The 18,231-nt window shown below is 45.7% G+C and carries 18 protein-coding genes and 1 other RNA gene; 8 read left to right on the top strand and 11 right to left on the bottom strand.

All coding sequences use genetic code 11. The features are described 5' to 3' along the window. The first annotated feature begins 48 nt into the window (after nucleotides 1-48). Nucleotides 49-379, top strand: an RNA gene (gene rnpB, locus VC82_RS15335) — RNase P RNA component class A. 38 nt (nucleotides 380-417) lie between these two features. Here rnpB and VC82_RS01485 read toward each other — a convergent pair. The 3 genes from VC82_RS01485 to VC82_RS01475 are packed head-to-tail and all read right to left on the bottom strand — an operon-like array spanning nucleotide 418 to nucleotide 2,353. Then, a complete protein-coding gene (locus VC82_RS01485; protein ID WP_045800809.1) occupies nucleotides 418-957 on the bottom strand; it encodes an RsmD family RNA methyltransferase in 540 nt (179 codons plus the stop codon). Further along, complete coding sequence (locus VC82_RS01480) at nucleotides 958-1,797, bottom strand: DUF3822 family protein (protein WP_045800808.1); 840 nt, start codon at nucleotides 1,795-1,797, stop codon at nucleotides 958-960. Further along, nucleotides 1,775-2,353 carry a hypothetical protein gene (locus tag VC82_RS01475; protein WP_313777708.1) on the bottom strand — a complete coding sequence of 193 codons (579 nt, stop codon included), beginning with the start codon at nucleotides 2,351-2,353 and terminating at the stop codon, nucleotides 1,775-1,777. The genes VC82_RS01480 and VC82_RS01475 overlap by 23 nt, the downstream gene beginning before the upstream one ends. Nucleotides 2,354-2,617: 264 nt before the next feature. On the opposite strand from VC82_RS01475, the gene VC82_RS01470 reads away from it, so the two are divergent. The 6 genes from VC82_RS01470 to VC82_RS01445 are packed head-to-tail and all read left to right on the top strand — an operon-like array spanning nucleotide 2,618 to nucleotide 7,777. Beyond that, nucleotides 2,618-4,057 (top strand): ATP-dependent DNA helicase, encoded by a 1,440-nt coding sequence (locus VC82_RS01470; RefSeq protein WP_045800807.1) that lies wholly within the window; start codon nucleotides 2,618-2,620, stop codon nucleotides 4,055-4,057. A 26-nt stretch (nucleotides 4,058-4,083) separates the two neighbouring features. Further along, the gene (locus VC82_RS01465) at nucleotides 4,084-4,656 is read left to right on the top strand and encodes a DUF4126 domain-containing protein (RefSeq protein WP_045800806.1); all 573 of its coding nucleotides are present in this window, start codon (nucleotides 4,084-4,086) and stop codon (nucleotides 4,654-4,656) included. A gap of 26 nt (nucleotides 4,657-4,682) precedes the next feature. Further along, nucleotides 4,683-5,396, top strand: a complete 714-nt coding sequence (kdsB, locus tag VC82_RS01460) for a 3-deoxy-manno-octulosonate cytidylyltransferase (protein ID WP_179944607.1) — start codon at nucleotides 4,683-4,685, stop codon at nucleotides 5,394-5,396. Then, entirely contained in the window at nucleotides 5,387-6,091 is a 705-nt protein-coding gene (locus VC82_RS01455) for an HAD family hydrolase (RefSeq protein ID WP_045800804.1), read from the top strand. Before kdsB ends, VC82_RS01455 begins: the two co-directional genes overlap by 10 nt. 35 nt (nucleotides 6,092-6,126) lie before the next feature. Continuing rightward, the gene (locus tag VC82_RS01450) at nucleotides 6,127-7,218 is read left to right on the top strand and encodes an iron-containing alcohol dehydrogenase family protein (protein ID WP_245615939.1); all 1,092 of its coding nucleotides are present in this window, start codon (nucleotides 6,127-6,129) and stop codon (nucleotides 7,216-7,218) included. Between the two features lie 19 nt (nucleotides 7,219-7,237). After that, nucleotides 7,238-7,777: a 1-acyl-sn-glycerol-3-phosphate acyltransferase gene (locus VC82_RS01445; RefSeq protein ID WP_045800802.1), complete on the top strand. Its 540-nt coding sequence runs from the start codon at nucleotides 7,238-7,240 to the stop codon at nucleotides 7,775-7,777. 444 nt (nucleotides 7,778-8,221) lie between these two features. On the opposite strand, the gene VC82_RS01440 is transcribed toward VC82_RS01445, so the two are convergent. Then, nucleotides 8,222-8,605 (bottom strand): hypothetical protein, encoded by a 384-nt coding sequence (locus tag VC82_RS01440; protein ID WP_045800801.1) that lies wholly within the window; start codon nucleotides 8,603-8,605, stop codon nucleotides 8,222-8,224. Between the two features lie 218 nt (nucleotides 8,606-8,823). Between VC82_RS01440 and VC82_RS01430 the strand changes: the two genes are divergently transcribed. Further along, nucleotides 8,824-9,917 (top strand): IS3 family transposase gene (locus VC82_RS01430; protein WP_157517925.1). Its coding sequence is split into 2 segments (ribosomal slippage): nucleotides 8,824-9,085 and nucleotides 9,085-9,917, totalling 1,095 coding nucleotides; the frame shifts between segments, so codons are not numbered across the junction. A gap of 18 nt (nucleotides 9,918-9,935) precedes the next feature. Here VC82_RS01430 and VC82_RS15850 read toward each other — a convergent pair. The 7 genes from VC82_RS15850 to VC82_RS01395 all read right to left on the bottom strand — a co-directional run bounded on the left by VC82_RS15850 (nucleotide 9,936) and on the right by VC82_RS01395 (nucleotide 18,227). After that, on the bottom strand, nucleotides 9,936-10,349 hold the full coding sequence (locus tag VC82_RS15850; RefSeq protein ID WP_052698854.1) for a DUF6090 family protein: 414 nt from the start codon (nucleotides 10,347-10,349) through the stop codon (nucleotides 9,936-9,938). A gap of 243 nt (nucleotides 10,350-10,592) precedes the next feature. Beyond that, complete coding sequence (locus VC82_RS01420) at nucleotides 10,593-12,668, bottom strand: DUF349 domain-containing protein (protein ID WP_045800800.1); 2,076 nt, start codon at nucleotides 12,666-12,668, stop codon at nucleotides 10,593-10,595. Nucleotides 12,669-12,839: 171 nt separating this feature from the next. Next, a complete protein-coding gene (locus VC82_RS01415) occupies nucleotides 12,840-13,589 on the bottom strand; it encodes a shikimate dehydrogenase family protein (protein WP_045803161.1) in 750 nt (249 codons plus the stop codon). Then, nucleotides 13,543-14,580 (bottom strand): DUF368 domain-containing protein, encoded by a 1,038-nt coding sequence (locus VC82_RS01410; RefSeq protein ID WP_045800799.1) that lies wholly within the window; start codon nucleotides 14,578-14,580, stop codon nucleotides 13,543-13,545. Before VC82_RS01410 ends, VC82_RS01415 begins: the two co-directional genes overlap by 47 nt. Nucleotides 14,581-14,598: 18 nt before the next feature. After that, a complete protein-coding gene (locus VC82_RS01405) occupies nucleotides 14,599-15,519 on the bottom strand; it encodes a polyprenyl-phosphate transporter (protein WP_045800798.1) in 921 nt (306 codons plus the stop codon). Nucleotides 15,520-15,541: 22 nt separating this feature from the next. Further along, a complete protein-coding gene (locus VC82_RS01400) occupies nucleotides 15,542-16,945 on the bottom strand; it encodes a tetratricopeptide repeat protein (RefSeq protein ID WP_045800797.1) in 1,404 nt (467 codons plus the stop codon). 91 nt (nucleotides 16,946-17,036) lie between these two features. Next, nucleotides 17,037-18,227: an aspartate aminotransferase family protein gene (locus VC82_RS01395; RefSeq protein ID WP_045800796.1), complete on the bottom strand. Its 1,191-nt coding sequence runs from the start codon at nucleotides 18,225-18,227 to the stop codon at nucleotides 17,037-17,039. Nucleotides 18,228-18,231 lie beyond the last annotated feature (4 nt).

Below are 18,231 nucleotides of genomic sequence, written 5' to 3'. Positions count from 1 at the left end.
ACAGCCCGCACAGCGCTAATTTTTATCAACAATTGGACTATCTTTGTGAGTGCAGGCCACCTTATCGCGCTGACGATAAATGTCAGCGAGGAAAGTCCGGACACCATAGTGCAGCATAGCGGGTAACGCCCGTCTCCCGAATTTTCGGGACGGACCAGTGCAACAGAAAGTATGTACAGTTCGGCTGTAGTGAAATCAGGTAAACTCTATGCGGTGAAACGCCATGTAAACCAGCGTCCCGATCACCCCCGATAGCTATCGGGGCGGTAGAGGGTTGCACGCCCGAGCTGGAGGGTAGGCGGTTAGAGGTACAGGGTAACTTGTATCCTAGATAAATGATAAGGCTTTGACAGAATCCGGCTTATGGCCTGTTTTTTTAAAGTAGAACTGAATCCCGGCCAATGCGCCGGGATTTTTTTATTCCCATCCGAAGAAGCTGAAAACGCTGCTGCCGTATTTTCGGCTTTCCTGAAAATGGGGCAAATAACAAAGATCGGTTTGTGGGGCGTGTTCAATGATCAGAAGGCCATCTTGCGAAAGCAAATCCTTTTTAAAGATTGCCTCCACGATTTTTTCACACTCCTTTGCGGTGAAGGCATAGGGTGGGTCGGCGAAGATTATATCAAAGGTTTGGCCCGTGTCATGCAAGAACCTCAATGCATCAGACTTTACCGTTTTTATTTCAGAGCCCAGCGATGCGGCGGTTTGCGCCACAAAACGAACGCAATGGGCGTTTTGGTCAACCGCCGTGATATGCAAAACCCCTCGCGAGGCAAATTCATAACTGATGTTTCCTGTGCCGGTAAAAAGATCTAGCACGTTTAGCTCGTTAAAGAAATACCGATTGTTGAGAATATTGAACAGGCCCTCTTTTGCCATATCGGTTGTAGGCCTCACTGGCAGCCTTTTAGGGGCCACTAGGCACTTACCACGATATTTACCTGAAATAATACGCATTTAAAGGGCACCCAATACGGTCAGGTCTATTGAATCTTCAGCAGTGTAATCAAAGATATAAGCAGAATTGGCCAACGTGAAGACCGAAACGTTTTGAATATAATCATAGCACAGTTTGTAGTACGCGTCGTTTTCTTCGATACTGCCGAACAATTTCAGTGGGTGCCTTTCAGTATCGAGGCCCAATTGCTCAAATACGAACAAGATGTAGTATAAAAAGTCTTCTTTGGTGCTATAGTTGAAGAAGTTGTACAGCAAAAGGTCTTTTTGCCTGACAACCAAAATTTCCAAGGTTTGATCAGTGACATGGCCGTAACAAATGGGTGCCGCGCCCATATTTTTTTGGCCCAAGAGGGTTTGTATCAAAATGGTGCCCGAGTGTTTGAATTCAAACGCTCCATATAAATCAAAAATATAGTTGTTAATGTTGGTAAAAGGCACATAGACATTGACCATGTCGTGATTCTCGATTTCATCATATACGATTTGATCGCTTGGTAGAATCTTTGTGTTGAATTTAAGGTAATCGGGCAGTTCCTGCTCCCTGAAAAACACTTTGGGCACAAGGCTGAAGAGATTGTTCTGGTGTACGACCGTCACATCTGCAATTTGATGGTCTGCCACCCCTTTCTGGTCAAAAAGATCTTTGAGTTCCCTTAAAAGAAGGTAAGGGGTTGTCTGGGTTTTAAAGACAACCTTATCAGCATCGATGACCTTGTTGGCAATGGTATCGATGATACAAAAAGAAAGTCCATTCAAGCCTACCTGAATGGACAATTTCTTGTAAGGTGTATTTGTTGTTGTTTTCTCGATAGTATCAATCCTCACCTTTTCTGTCATATATGGCGGGCCAATTCCCACTGGTACTGACCTCGGTAAGTGAGCCGACTTTTATTTCGGTGCCGTTTACTTCTTCGACACTTACATGGGCATTTTCTCGTTCAACCAAATCTTGCGGTTGGTCATACAGTATTACGTTCTTTTTGACCTTTGCCTCAAAAACGGGAACCCTATAGCCGCTTTTATCTATAATGTCAGCTTTCATTTCGAATTTCTCATTGTTCTGCGCATAGGGTACGTTCATCATCGATTTGTAACGGTCGTCGTTTTTGAACAACGAATCACGAACTTTCACAAAGCCCAAGGTATCAACAATGATGGTGTCTTGCTGTAACTCGATTTGGTAGACTTTGTCATAGCGCATAAAAGAAGAGTCTCTCTGCTGGGTTATGGTAAAGCTGGCCGTATCAATAAACTGAACCAGACTGTTGAAATCGTTGGCATACTTGCCATTTACCGTTTTGTATGCTTCTTGAGCGTTCCGTATGTCTTTAAGTTTGGCGATAACGGCAGCATATCGTTGTTTTTTCACCCTCTCGAACTCGATGGGGGCCATAACTGAGTTATAGATCAAGTAACCTAAAAAAATACTCAAAATGCCGAAGAGAAGAATCAAAAATGGTTTTGCTTTCAGCGGCAAAAATTTATCAATGATATATACCAACACAAAAGTTGCGATGCATATACCAACTATAATAAGTATTAGATTTAACATAGTTGACTGTCTTTCTGAGTTAATTTAGTGGTTGTTCACAAATCTACAATTTTTTTTTAATCACGAAACTTTTTCACCAAAAAACGGGTCTATCTTTAGGGCGTTATGAAAGACATGACAGCTTCTGATTTTTATGGCATTCTCGTTGAAAAATTTTCATACGAGCCCACCGAAAAGCAGACCATTGCACTTAAGGAACTATCGGCTTTTGCACTGTCGAAAAAGCAAGAGGAAATCTTTGTTCTGAAAGGATTTGCCGGCACTGGAAAGACCACTTTGATGGGTTGTTTGGTCAACTCGCTTTGGAAGGCAAAGTTGAAGTGCGTATTGATGGCCCCAACAGGTCGGGCGGCAAAGGTGATGTCGGGTTATTCAAGTACCACGGCTCATACCATACACAAAAAGATCTACTATCCCAAAAAGACATCTGCGGGGGGCGTACAATTTGTATTGGCGCCCAACAAGCACCGTAACACCTTGTTTATAGTCGATGAGGCATCGATGATATCGGATGTCGGAAGCGATTCTAAACTTTTTGAAAACGGCTCGCTGCTTGATGATTTGTTGTACTATGTGTACTCTGGGCATAGGTGCAAATTGATCTTGGTAGGCGATACGGCTCAGTTGCCACCTGTGGGGTCTGAACTGAGCCCTGCCCTTGATGCCCGGCAACTGGCCTTGAACTATGATAAAGAAATAGTGGCCCTAGAACTGGACCAAGTGGTCAGGCAGGCTAGCGATTCAGGAATTTTGATGAACGCTACCGCCTTACGGCAATATATGGAGACCGGTCTGTACGATGCGTTCAGGTTTCAACTTGCTCCGTTCAAAGACATTGTAAGGCTGATAGACGGGTATGAGATCCAAGAAGCCATTGATTCTTCGTATTCCCAAAACGGTAAGGAAGACACGGCCATCATCGTGCGTTCCAACAAAAGGGCCAACCTCTACAACCAAAGTATTCGGCAGCGCATCCTGTTTCTTGAAAACGAGCTTTCGGTAGGCGATTTCATGATGGTGGTCAAGAACAATTATTTCTGGCTCAAACCAAGTTCTGAAGCCGGTTTTATCGCCAATGGCGATTTAATAGAGGTGTTGGAGATATTTGCCATCAAGCAGTTGTACGGCTTCTCGTTTGCAGAAGTAAAGGTGCGCATGGTTGATTACCCCAAACAAAGGCCCTTTGAAACCGTATTGCTTTTAGACACCATTACTGCAGAGACACCTTCGCTCTCCTACGAAGAGAACAATCGTCTCTATCAAGAGGTTCTTAAAGATTATGCCAATGAAAAATCGAAGTACAAACGGTTTTTGGGCGTAAAGAACAACCGCTATTTCAATGCCCTACAGGTAAAATTCTCTTATGCGATTACCTGCCACAAATCGCAGGGAGGGCAATGGGACACTGTATTTGTCGAGCAGCCCTATATTATGAACGGCATAGACAAAGAGTATTTGCGATGGTTGTACACGGCAGTCACCAGGGCAAGGAAAAAACTCTATCTGATCGGGTTTTCGAATAATTTTTTTCTTGAGGATGAATGACCTATTTTCGTGAAAAGTGACTTTAAATGACGCAAGAGACCATATTAAGTATTTTTTTGGGGATAGGGTTGGCCGCATCGACCGGATTCCGGGTCTTCTTGCCACTCTTCACCCTAAGCTTGGCCGCTTATTTTGGTGTTTGGGAGCTCAATGAAAATTGGGCGTGGATCGGCAGTCTGGCCGCTGTGCTTACACTTGGGGTGGCCACTTTGGTCGAGATTTTTGCCTACTTCATTCCGTGGGTCGATAATGCCCTTGATACTATCGCCATTCCTTTGGCGGCCATCGCCGGAACCGCAGTAATGGTCTCTACCATAGCTGATTTGGATCCAGTGGTCACTTGGTCGTTGGCCATAATAGCCGGGGGTGGTACGGCCACGGCAATAAAGGGGGCCAACGCAGCCGGACGTTTAACTTCCACAGCAACTACGGGAGGCGTTGCCAACCCGGTGGTTTCAACGGTTGAAACAGGCACGGCCATGGTAGTTTCTACAGCTTCTATCTTTGCCCCGATGGTGGCCGCTTTTTTGGTAGTGGTCATTTTGGCTTTTATTTTCAGTATTTACCGAAAATTGCGCCCTAGAAAAAACAAATCCTAAAAAAAGCCCTTGTGAAGATTATTTCAATGATACCCGCCCGGTACCAAGCATCGAGATTTCCTGCCAAATTGATGCAAGATCTTGCAGGCAAACCAGTCATTCAGCGAACATATGAGGCCACCGTTGAAACCGGCCTTTTTGACGAGGTGTACGTGGTGACCGATAGCGATACGATCTTCGACCTTATCACAGCTAGCGGTGGTAAGGCAATAATGAGCCAAAAGGCACACGAAAGTGGAAGCGACCGCATTGCTGAAGCGGTAGAGACACTTGATGTCGACATCGTGGTGAACGTACAGGGCGATGAACCCTTCACTGAAAAGCAGAGCCTTCAAAAGGTCATTGAGGTCTTTAAGGATGATACCGATGAAGAAATTGATTTGGCATCTTTGATGACACCTATTCAAGATTGGGATGAGATTGCCAACCCCAATACGGTCAAGGTCATCGTCGACCACCGCAATTTTGCCCTCTATTTCTCACGGTCGCCAATTCCGTATCCAAGAGATAAAGAAAACAAGGCCATCTATTACAAGCACAAGGGTATCTACGCCTTTCGCAAGAGGGCTTTGTTAGATTTTCGGCAAATGCCCATATCGCCCTTAGAGGCCAGCGAAAAAATTGAAGCCATAAGATTTTTGGAACATGGAAAGAAGATTAGAATGGTCGAGACCGAAGTGACCGGCATTGAGATCGATACACCCGAAGACCTTGAAAGGGCCAGAAAAGTATGGAAGTGAATTTTGACAACATTACGGTAATCGGCTTTGATGCCGATGACACCCTTTGGGTGAATGAAACCTACTTCAGGGAGGCAGAAGAACGCTTCGCTGAACTGTTAGAGAGGTATGAGACCAAGAACAAGATCGACCAAGAACTGTTCAAGGTAGAAATGAAAAACCTTGAGCTGTACGGGTATGGCATCAAAGGATTCATGCTCTCAATGGTCGAATGCGCGTTGGATCTTTCAAACAATACCGTTCCGCAAGAAACCATTTCAAAAATCTTGCATCTAGGTAAAGATATGATTTCCCGTCCGGTAGAATTGCTCGATGGGGTAGAGGAGGTCCTACAAAAGCTTGCGGGCCATTATCGGCTGATCGTTTTGACCAAGGGAGACCTGCTCGATCAAGAAAGAAAGTTGAAACGTTCGGGTCTTTCAAAATATTTTCATCATGTAGAGGTGCTAAGCGACAAGAAAGAAGAAAATTATGAGAACCTTTTAGATCATTTGAACATTGCACATGACAAATTTTTGATGATTGGAAACTCATTGAAATCAGATATATTGCCCATATTGAACATCGGGGCCCAGGCAGTGCATATTCCTTTTCACACCACATGGGTACACGAATTGGTCTCTGAAGAAGAACGAGTTAACCATCACCTGAAATTGAACAATATTGTCGATATTTTGAAGTACTTGAAACACTGATGGGACAAGCGAATAAATTGAAGAATCAAATCTTGATGAAGGACAGGAAACTTGGGTATAGGAATTTTCCAATGGTGCCAAGGGTAGTCTATGGCCGTGGCAGTTTTGACCAATTGGCCGATATTTTATTGCCCAAGCGCCGCAATTCTGATGCCCCCATGATTTTTTTGGTGGACGACTTTTTTGAGGGCAAAGAGTTGCAAGGTCGAATTCCATTGTTGTTCAATGACCAAATAATCTTTGTATCGGCTGATGAAGAACCCAAGACCGATCAGGTCGATGCGCTGGTGGCCCAGCTGAGGGAAACCTTTGATGAACCGCCATCGGGCATCATAGGCATTGGCGGGGGCACGCTGCTGGATCTGGCAAAGGCGGTCGCCATAATGCTGAACAACACTGGCAAGGCCGAACGCTATCAAGGCTGGGATTTGGTAGAAAAACCAGCGGTCTACCATGTTGGTGTGCCCACAATCAGTGGCACCGGGGCCGAGGTGTCGCGAACAACGGTTTTATTGGGGCCAGAAAAAAAGCTGGGCATCAACTCAGATTACACGGTCTTTGATCAAGTGGTGCTAGACCCAGAATTGGTGGCCACTGTGCCGAAAGACCAATGGTTCTACACGGGTATGGACTGCTTTATACACTGTGTGGAGTCGTTGAACGGTACATATTTGAATGCGTTTAGTCAGAGTTATGGCGATACGGCGCTGACCCTTTGCAAAGAAGTCTTTTTAAAAGATTTGTCCGAAGAAGAGGCACAGGATAAGTTGATGATGGCCTCGTGGCACGGGGGCATGAGCATTGCCTATTCGCAGGTGGGTATTGCACATGCGTTGAGCTATGGTCTTTCCTATTTATTGGGGGTCAAACACGGTATCGGCAACTGCTTGGTATTTCAACATTTAGAGGAGTTTTATCCAGAAGGCGTACAGATGTTCAACCAAATGCTAAAAAAACATCAAATCAAATTGCCGAAAGGGGTCTGCGCAAATCTTTCTAAGGAGGACTTTAACACCATGATCACCGTGGCCTTGGGCATGGAGGCATTATGGGAAAATGCCTTGGGCAGGGATTGGAAAAAAGTTATCGGCCCCAAAAAACTAAGGTCGATTTACGAGAAAATCTAAGGTTTTTAAATCCAAAGCCATGCACAGCATAGCCAAATTCATTTACTTCAAACTAATGGGGTGGAAGTTGGTCGGTACGTTTCCCGATGTGGATAAATGTGTGGTCATAGTGGTGCCCCATACCCACTGGCTCGACTTTTTTCTGGGCCTGCTGGTAAGAAAAGTTGTGAACAAAGAAATCCATTACATAGGCAAGAAAAGTCTTTTTAAGCCCCCGTTCGGATGGTTTTTTAGATGGACGGGTGGTACCCCGGTCGACCGCGGCAAAAACAATAATTTGGTAGATGCCATCGTGAACGTATTCAACGGGCGAGAGGTCTTTCGGTTGGCACTGGCCCCTGAAGGTACCCGGCAAAAGGTAGATCAATTGAAAACCGGATTCTATTTCATAGCCAAAAAGGCAGAGGTGCCCATTGTAATGGTTGCCTTCGATTTTGGCAAAAAACAGGTAAAGATATCAGAACCGTACCATGCTACCGCTGATATGGAACAAGACTTTCGAACGGTTCATAATTTTTTCAAAGGTGTAAAGGGCAAAGTGCCCGAACTCAGCTTTTAGGTTTTCTTCAGTGCCTTTGGCTTTGTTTTTTCGTTCTTTTTGGTAGTTCCCTAAAAAACAAAAGCAAGCTACATTTTGTAGCCTGCTTTGTTTTCAACTTTTGTTGATTTGTTCGTGATCGCGGCAGGATTCGAACCCCACACGCTAACCCCTAAGTTTACCGAATTTCGCCTTGCCAATGTTTTGCTGCTAACCGAATTACAAACTAAATTTTAATTTGAACTCCGTAGGCAATAAAGTTAATCATAAAATATCAAACCCTACTGATTCGGAAATACGGAATCCAGTTGTCAAGCGATCAAGAAACAGTAAAATACTCGTTATTTAAATTAATAATCTAATAAGCAGTAAAGTCTTTCAATTGATTTTAAAGACTTTTTTAAATGAAAGCTTCATCCAAAGGTCATTGATATTCAACTAAACCCACTCGCTCAAGAGGCATCACTATCTGTTTTCCATATATTTTTGCCATGTGACCAAGACATATTTTTCCTTTCGGTTTTCGGTCTTTTGCAAAAATCCGTATTCATAGACAAAATGATAGATTTCACCTTTTTGGTTCTTCCAGTGATGGGTGTGGAATTTTGGATTGAAGCCTTGCCCTGTCAGGACCTCTGACCTGATCACCGATTTCCCCGCCTTATTGTACTCTTTCAAGAGCCTCCGGTTCAGCCTCAGTTGGTTGTCCACTTTGTTGTAGAACCTTTCGGGCTGCTCTTTTATCTTTTGGTATTGATAGGCACTCTTGCAGTGCAGGTTACAGTATTTCTTATCGGTACGGCCAGTAAGTTCCTTTCCACAATACAGGCATCCCCTATGAATTCTCATGTACTCTAAAAATTAGTCGAATGTCCATGCGAACATTATTCGATTAAGATACGATTAAATCATTTTTAATGTTGAAATTGCCCAAAATTGTTCTTGTGGTGCAAAAACCTGTGATAACATTTTCAAAGGCCCGCCATAACGGTCGGGAGGTTCTTTTGATCGGTTTCTGAAGGCTTCCCTGTTTTTCGTACAGTTTAAAAATCAATTATTTTTAGCTTATGAAGAAAAGCAGATTCACGGAAGCACAGATTGTATCCATGCTCCACCAGTACGATTCGGGAATGAAGGTCACCGACATCTGTCGTGACAAGGGTATCACCACGGCCACCTTTTACAGTTGGAAGCGCAAGTACGGTGGTATGGACGCCCAACAGCTCAAGGAGCTCAAGTCTTTGCAGGAAGAAAACAGGAGGCTCAAGGCGATGTACGCAGACCTGAGCCTTGACCATAGGATTTTAAAGGACATCATCGAAAAAAAGCTTTGAGGCCTTGCGGGCGCAGGGAACTGGCGGAAGGCATCGTAAAGGAAGAGGGGCTGAGCATTTCACGTGCTTGTACGATAGTATGCCTTTGCCGTTCGATGTGGTACTATCGGAGCCGTCGTGACGATACGCAGGTCATCGACAAGTTGACGGAACTTGCAGAGGCCAAGCCGAACCGGGGCTTCGACTGGCTCTATAACCGCATGCGCAAGCAAGGCCATAAATGGAACCGTAAACGTGTACTGAGGGTCTACCGGTTCTTGGGCATGCAACTAAGGAGAAAGACCAAGAAGCGATTGCCCAAGCGGATAAAGGAGCCGCTGGAGGTACCCGATGCCCCAAGGGAGGTATGGAGCGCGGACTTCATGTCCGACAGCCTGATAACGGGAAGGAACTTCAGGGTGTTCAACCTGATGGACGATTTCAACCGTGAGGCACTTTGTATGAAAGGAAACTTCTCCATGCCCGGAATAAGGGTGGTGGAGTACCTAAGGGAGGCCATAGAGATCCATGGCAAGCCCTTGGCCATAAGAGTGGACAACGGCCCCGAATTCCTATCCAGAGTCTTTGTCAACTATTGCGAAGTGGAGGATATCGAGATAAAATACATACAACCGGGCAAGCCGAGCCAGAACGGTTTTATCGAAAGGTTCAACCGGACATATCGCGAAGATGTACTCGATGCCCATTTGTTCAGGGACATCGAGGAAGTAAATATGGAAACGGAACGCTTCAGGGAGGAATACAATCGGTTCCATCCCCATAAGTCTCTGGGAAGAAGCAGCCCGAAAGAATTTTTAGAGGTTTTTCAAAGGGGCATGCCCCTTTGAAAAAACATTTTGTTTAATTTAACCGCTGTACGAAAAAGGGTAAGTCTTCAAAAACAGGGAAGCCTTCAAAAACAGGGAAGCCTTCAAAAACAGGGAAGCCTTCAAAAAGGGTAAGTCTTCAAAAACAGGGAAGTCTTCAAAAACAGGGAAGCCTTCACTGTTACGTGCTTTTTTACAGAGGTCGGCAATTTGCTTTCTTCCCTTTGCTAAATCAACTAACTGTTCTATATCTTCAGTTGTGTGAGATTTTATCTTTATCAAATATTCATTAAGTGAATTTTTATCTTTAATAGACTGATTCCAATTATTAATTTGTAGAGCAATCAAAATCCCTATTACCACCAGTATGATTTCTCCTAACGCATACTTCAGGTATTGAATTTTTTTATTGTCCAAAATTAGCTTGTGTCTTATTCTTCTAAAGAACTTCATAATGTGGTTCTAAAATTGCTTACAACGGCCACAGCCATGATTTATGGCAGCGATGGAAATCGGTGGATTTTCAGCCGTGGCAAATCTAGCCATTGATGGTTTCTCAGTTTGAAGTTAACGAATTGAAGCTATAAATTATAGCCCTTGTTCGGTTTTAGGGCATCCTATCAAAACCGAATGGCATGTGGCATTTGGACGTTGTTCAGGTTTGTTCAAGATGATGGTTTTCGCCCAAAGGCAGGTTTACTCCTCCTCAGAACTATCGGCCGTATCTTCGTCGTCCTCGGCCTCTTTGTTCAGCTTGTTCTCCATCACGTTCAGCTTTTTCAATTTGGCTTTCCAGGTGGCCAGGGTCTCTTTGTGCCGTTCAATGTTGTTGACCACCTCTTGCACTAAGGGGTTGTCTTCTGAGGCGTTGCTAAAAAACTGTAGGTTGTTCTCCAATTGCCGGATCTCGCTCTTGGCCTCGTCTATCTTTCGTCTGATAAAAGTGCGTTCGTTGGCAATGGCCCTATCGTTCTCTGCCTTGGCCAATTGTTGTATCTTGTTGCCGTATTTTATCAACTCGGCCTCTTGCTGGCTGACTCCCAATTTTTTGAGCAGCGCATCGATGATCTTATTGAACTTGCTATTGATGTGTTTTTTGTTGTACGGAATGCGGCCGTAGCCCTTCCATTCCTCTATAAATGCCTTGACGGTCTGTAGGTCTTTTTCTTTGTCTTTGCCTATGGTAAAGGCTTTTAGGCGTTCAAGACAGGCATTTTTCTTCTCGTAGTTTTCGAGCTCTTCTTTGTGTGAGGCATTGCGGCGCGAGTGCAGCCGGTCAAAATAGTGGTTGCAGGCCGCCTTGAACTCGTTCCATATCTTGTCGGAGTATTTTCGGGGCACATGGCCTATTTTTTTCCACTCGGCCTGAATACGCTTCATCTCAGGGGTAACGGTGTCAAAATCGTCGCTGTCTTTCATCGAAAGGGCCAGCTCTAACAGCTTTTTCTTCTTCTCAAGGTTTTCGTGCTGTTCTTTTTTGAGGCCCTTGTAAAATTGGTTCTTTTGCCGGTTGAACGAACGCACGGCCTCTTTAAAGGCATCCCAGGTGGCATCGCTCACTTTTTGCGGTACCCTGCCGGCCTTGAAGAATGCCTCTCGCAGTTCTTCTACTTTTCTGATCTGTCGCTGTATGGCCTTGTGGTTGTCGGCCACTTTCTCGGCCACCTCTTTAATGGCGGCGATCAGTTCGTTCTTTTTCTCGAGGTTTTTCAGGTACTGTTTTTCTAGCTCTTTGTGGTGATCTTGTCGCCGTTGGTGCAGGGCCTTGGTGGCATTGCTAAAGCGTTCCCAGATTTCTTCACGGTGTTCTTTGGCAACGGGCCCAATGTCTTCTTTCCAGATTTTGTGCAGGGTCTGTAGCTCCCTGAATGCCTTGCCCAGGTCGGGCTCATCGGCAAGCGCCTCGGCACGTTCGACCAGCTTTATCTTCTCTTCGAGGTTGTGCTTGAAATCAAGGTCTCGCAGCTCTCTGTTCAGGTGCAGAAAATCGTAGAAGATCTCGGTGTGGTGGTGGTAAGTGCGCCACACATCGTTGTAATGGCTTCGGGGTATGGGCCCCACATTGCGCCATCGGGCCTGTAGTTCTTTAAACGCCTTGTAGGTGGTGTTCATGTCTTCTTCGACATTTACCAGCCCTTTGAGTTCTTCAATAATCGCCAAACGCTTTTCAAGGTTCTCTTTGAGCGTTTTTTCAAGGTTTTTGTAATAATGGTCCCTTTTTTCGCGATACTCGGCATATACCTCGTTGAACTGCCTTTTGGTGACCGAGTTGTACCTGAAATCTATTTCGTTGCCACCATTGGCGACGAACTCTTCCTTTTTATGCTCTATAAACTCTTGGTACTTTTGGTCGAATTCGTACTTGATGGCACTAACGTGCTTGTGTATGGCCTGTACCTTTTCGTTCTTGACAAGCCGTTGCAGTTCGCCCACCAGATTTTCCATGGGCATCGAGTGGTAATCCAAAAAGGGAATATGGTGCCGTTTTTCATTTTCGGTGTCCTCGGCATCCTCGGCGTTCTCTTCGGCTATCTCTTCTAGAACATCTTTGTTTTCGGGGTCCTCAGACGTAGCATCCGCCTTTTCAGCGGCATTGGCCGGCTCTGGGGCCTCCTTTTCTTCAGCGGCTGCGCCTGTATCTTCCGTAGTGCTTTCTACCGTTTTCTCGGTAGCGGCCTCCCCATGGCTTTCGGGTTGTGCTGTGGTCGAATCGTTATCGTTATGTTCTTGCTCCCCTGCAACATCTTGCAGTTTGTGATCTTTCTCCTCCATCCTGATTGCTCTTTAAAGGTTGTGGTCGATGGCTTTGCTACTTACAAGTTACAACTTAAAGCAGTATTGGCAAAAATAGGCAATCTTCTTTTGGAAAACCCTAGCGGCGACAGCAATTCTGCGGATGTGTTTTATGGGGGAAGGATCTCCTCGAGCGTTGTGGAGACGACCTTAGGAGGTCCAGATTTCCCAAGCTTTTTCGGCCTGTAGCCGCAGCATTTCGAGTCCGTTTTTGATGGTGGCACCCTGTTTTTCACCTTCTTGCAGAAAGGAAGTCTTTTCGGGATTGTAGATGAGGTCGTACAGCAGGTGTTTATCGGTGAGAAAGCCATAGGGCAGATCGGGCTTCTCATCAATGTTCGGATGCGTGCCCAGTGGCGTACAGTTTACGATAACGGTGTGCTCTTTCAGTACATCGCCATCGAGTGCTTGGTAGGTCAGCATGCCCTCTTGTTCGGTTCGTGATACAAAGGTGACGCCAAGGCCCAATTTTTTCAACACAAATGCGATGGCCTTGGAAGCGCCGCCCGTACCCATGATCAAGGCATTTGTATGGTGTGGTTGTAGCAAGGGCCGTATTGAATGCTCAAAACCGTAGGCATCGGTGTTGTGGCCGATCAAGCCGTTTTCGGTAAACGCAATGGTATTGACCGCACCGATTTCTTGGGCCGTTTCGCCGATGGCGTCCAAATAAGGAATTACAGCTTCTTTGTAGGGAATGGTCACGTTTAGGCCCGAAAGATTACACTGTTCGACCAAGGACTTGAACCCTGAAATATCGGCTAGGTCAAAATTTTCGTAGCTGTGGTCGCGCAAGTCCAGCTGTTTGAACTTTTTCTCGAAATATCCTTTTGAAAAAGAGTAGGAGATATCCTTACCGACTAGCCCGAACCTTTTTTCTTTCTTTTCTGTTTCTTCCATACCAATCCAATGCCAAGAGCACAAAGATGCCCAATATTATAAAAAACACCGCACCCCAGGTTTCCATGCTCGTCCAGTCGGGCCAGTACCGTTGGTAGTTTCTGATGATCTTGTCGCCGTTCGAGTCCAAAAGAAAGTTGCCGAGGGCATCCGTTTTGTAAATGGTTTGTTTCCATGGCCATAGTACCCCCAGCGAACCTGTGATAAACCCAATGATGACCGCCGTGGTGGTTTCGTGGTAGCGTTTCAGCACATAGCCCAACAGATGCGATAGGGTGACGAGCCCTGTGGCCGAACCCAAGGTGAACACGGCCAATATTTTAAGGGTGCGTATCCGCTCGGCATTTTGCCAAAAACTGAAATCGCCCCTAAAAACCTCTGCCAAGGTATCGTACAGGGCATTGACCGAATCGACCAGAAGCAGGACATAATTGCCCATCAATATTAAGATGAAAGAGCCGGAGAGGCCGGGCAGTGTCATGCCCGAAACGCTGATAATGCCACAGAAAAAGATGAACAAGAGGTTGTCATTTTCTTTTGCCGGACTCAAAAAACTGATGGAGAGTCCCATCAACAGGCCCACCACGCCGGCGGTAATGGTCTGCCTATTCCAATGGTTGTAGTCTTTTGAGATGTAGTAGATAGACCCCAAGATCATACCAAAAAAGGAAGCCCAGACAAACAGCTCTTTTTTGTCCAAGAAATAATCCAGTAAACGTGAGACGCTGAAATAGCTGATGAGCATGCCGCTCACCAACAGGGCAAGAAAGTTCGCGTTGGTATATCTGAAAAAACTTTTGAAACGGCCGTTGAACAACAGTTTAAAAGCCTTGAGGTTTACTTTTTGCAACGAGTAGATAAACTCTTCATAAAACCCACCGACAAAGGCCACGATACCACCTGAGACCCCTGGCACCTTGTTTGCGGCACCCATGACAAGGCCTTTGATGACCAAATAGAATTTGTCCCAAAATGTTCTTGGTTGATGCATTGACCGTAGGCTTATGGCTTATTTTTTCGAGGCCGTTCTTTCGAGGATAAAAATAAGTGAAAAACCGATGACCGCTAGAATTAGGGCCCAGATTAATTGTGGGTCTCCGTCAAAGGCCGTGGGCCATACGTTCGCTTCGCGAACTACGATGACCTTCTCTCCAATGGTCTTGGTCTCAAGGGTCTGTTTCCAGGGCCATATTTTGTTGAGAGACCCCAAGATAAAGCCGGTCAATAGGGCGAGCGTCATGTTGCGATAGTTGTTGAACATCCATTTGAGCAATCGGGCAAAACTGAGCAGTCCGAAAATTGCGCCGAGGGCCACGGTGATCACCGTTACTACATTTCGCTCATGTATGGCATCGAGTATGGTCTTGTACGAACCCAAAAGCACCAAGATGAAGGCCCCAGAAATACCGGGCAAGATCATGGCGCATACAGCCAAGGCACCCGATAAAAACAGATAGGGCATGCTATCGATGTTCTCGCTTGGGGGCAGGGTGGTCACAAAATAGGCCACTGCGGCACCCAATAAAAAAATGATAATGACAGAGAGGGTCCATTTCTTTATCTCTTTCCCCACGAAGAAGATACTGGCGGCCACCAACCCGAAGAAAAACGACCATACCAAGATTGGGAGGTTCTCCAATAGCCAGCTGACCAAGGTCGCCAATGAGAAAAGGCTGATAAAGATTCCCGTGAACAAGGCCAACAGAAAATTTCCGTTCAATTTCAGCCAAGATGCTTTCAGGCCCTCTGCCCTTACTGTTTTTAGCAGTCCGAAATTGATATTGTTGATCGAGGTGATCAATTCTTCATAGATGCCCGAAATAAAGGCAATGGTGCCACCCGAGACCCCGGGAACCACATCGGCGGCACCCATGGCCATTCCCTTTAAGGCAATGACGATATAGTCTATTGGTCTTCTAACATTCCCCATCAAAAAAAGTGCTTTGTAGCGACTACTTGGTAGACGTCTTTTTGTTGTTCGCGAAGATAACGGTAATCCACGAAAGATGCTTGTACCGTAACAATTCGGTTTTGAAATCGGTTACCATGTCAGCGTTCAGTTCCATACCGCTTTTCACCTTTTTTCTGGCTTCGGGGGCGTTGCCCATGTACAGATAGACCAAAGCAAGGTGGTAATGCAATACAGCTTCCTCAGGGTAAAATTCCATACCCTGCAGCAACACCTGCTCTGCCGAGTTGAAATCGGCGGTATTTTCAAGTACAGTGGCCCATTTAACCCAGGTCTCCAGCTCAAAATTACCGAGGTCTATCGCTTGTTTATAAGCAAAATCAGCTTCGTCAAAATTCTTCAGCGCGGCGTAGATTTCTGCACATTTTTTCCAATACCGGGCATTTTCACCATCGATGTTGATTGCCTTGTTGATGTAGTGCAGTGCTTTCTTGTACGCCTTCTTTTTAAAATAGTAATTGGTGATGGCCAGCCAACCCTTGTCCAACAGCGGGTCTTCGTGCACCGTGTTGTAGTAGTAATATTTTGCTAGGTCATCGTTGCCCAATTTTTCGTGGCACTTGCCAATTCGCAAAAAGGCGTGCGAGGTGGGGTCGTCTATTTCGATGGTGGTTTCGTAGCAATCAATGGCTTCTGCATACCTGCCCAATTTTTCGAGCACCTTTGCTTTTTCAAAATAGGCCCCAAGAAACGAATCATCGGAAATAATGGCAAAATCGAACGAGGCCAGCGCTTCGTTGTACATCTGTTTGGAAAAGTACATTTTGCCAAGTTGGTGCCAGGCCACTTCGCAATAGGGGTTTCGTTCAAGATAGTCGTTTAGGTAATTGATGGCCCCATCAAAATCTTCCATGAACTCAAAGCAGTACACCACGTTGTAAAGCGATGAATAGTCACGGTCGTCGTACTCGAGGCAGCGCATGAAACTTTGCTTGGCCATTTCATAATCGTCCATAAACAGGTATTCCATCCCCAAGAGCGAATGGATGTCGAAACTATCGTTTGCCAGTTCAAGGGCCTCTTGCAGCAATCTCACTGCTTCTTTATGGTTGTCGAGTTTTGACTGTATGTTGGCCCGCTGTATGTAGATTTCCTCGTTCTGTCCGTCTATGTTCTGAAGCTCATCCAACAATCGGTTGGCCTCTTCAAATTTATCCTCAAAAACCAATACCTCTACATGCAACAATTTTAGCTCTATACAGTTGGGATGTTGCTGCAGCCCAAATTGTATGGCCTTTTTACCGAGCGCCACTTTACCGTTGTTCAAGTAGTGGTGGATGATCTCTTCAAAATCTTCGGCATCGAAGAAATAGACATCATCTGTTTTGAGCATCGATTCAAACTTATGGATGGATTTATCAGGATTTTCGTTAGGGTCTAACGCCATAGATACTGGTTTGGTTCTACTATGGACTTAAAATTAGCCTTTTAAAGGCCTCTTTCTTGCCCGTGATTTGGGTTTCTTATCAACAATTTAGTTAACAGGCGGCTTTTTTGTAATCGTTTAGAATACTGATGATTTGCCTACAACCTTTCTCAATTTCTGTCTCATTAATGGTCAGGGGAGGGGATATGCGCACCGCCCGGGGCTCGAACAAGAGCCAAAAAAGGATCAAGCCTTTTTTGGCGGCCGTCAGCACCAATTCGTTGGCTAGGGCTTCGTCTTTCATAATGAGCGCAAGCATTAGTCCCTTTCCCCTTATCTCTTCAATCAAAGGATGTACCAAAAGCTTACGGAACAATTTTTCTTTTCCAATGGTTTGTTCAATCAACTGATTTTCAGTTAGTTCTTTCAAAGTAGCCAAGCATGCTGACGCAATGACAGGATTGCCCCCAAAAGTGGTGATATGCCCCAATTTTGGATTGTCTTGCAGAGTGGCCATCATCTCATGGGATGCGGTGAAGGCACCCACTGGTAGTCCTGAGGCCATGCCCTTGCCCATCACCAAGATATCGGGCACACAATTAAAATGCTCGAACGCGAACAGCCTTCCGGTACGGCCAAACCCTGGCTGAATTTCATCTAAGACCAGCAGGGCACCGACCTCGTCACAGCGCTCGCGTACTTTCTTCAAATAATCGTTTTTCGGCAGTATAAAACCCGCACCACCCTGTATGGTCTCTAAGATAACGGCTGCGGTTTTGGGGGTGATCTGCGACAAATGGGCCTCGCTGTTAAAGGGGATGAAGCGAACATCGGGAATCAAGGGCCGGAAGGCACTTTTGCGCTCTTCGTAGCCCATCACGCTCAAACTGCCCATGGTATTGCCGTGGTAGGCATGGTGGGCCGCAATGATTTCTGAGCGCCCCGTGGCCCTTCGTGCCAGTTTGAGCGCCCCCTCAATGGCCTCGGTGCCGGAATTTACCAAGTAGGTGGTCTGCAGGTTTTCGGGCAACAACGATGCCAACAGTTTTGTGTATTTGACAGCGGGGCCTTGCACGTATTCGCCATACACCATTACGTGCATATACTTTGCCGCTTGGTCTTGTACGGCCTTGACCACTTTTGGGTGGCAGTGCCCCAAACTACAGGCCGATACCCCGGCCACAAAATCCAAATGGGCGTTGCCGTTGGTATCATAGATATAACAGCCCTCGGCGTGGGAGACCTCCATTGCCAGAGGGTGTGGTGTTGTCTGTGCCTGGTATTTGAAAAAATCTTTCTTCATTTGG

It is taken from the genome of Flagellimonas lutaonensis (assembly GCF_000963865.1).
GTDB classification, from domain to species: domain Bacteria; phylum Bacteroidota; class Bacteroidia; order Flavobacteriales; family Flavobacteriaceae; genus Flagellimonas_A; species Flagellimonas_A lutaonensis.
Note: the sequence above shows the minus strand (reverse complement) of the source record. Positions and strands in the feature narration are given on the sequence as shown.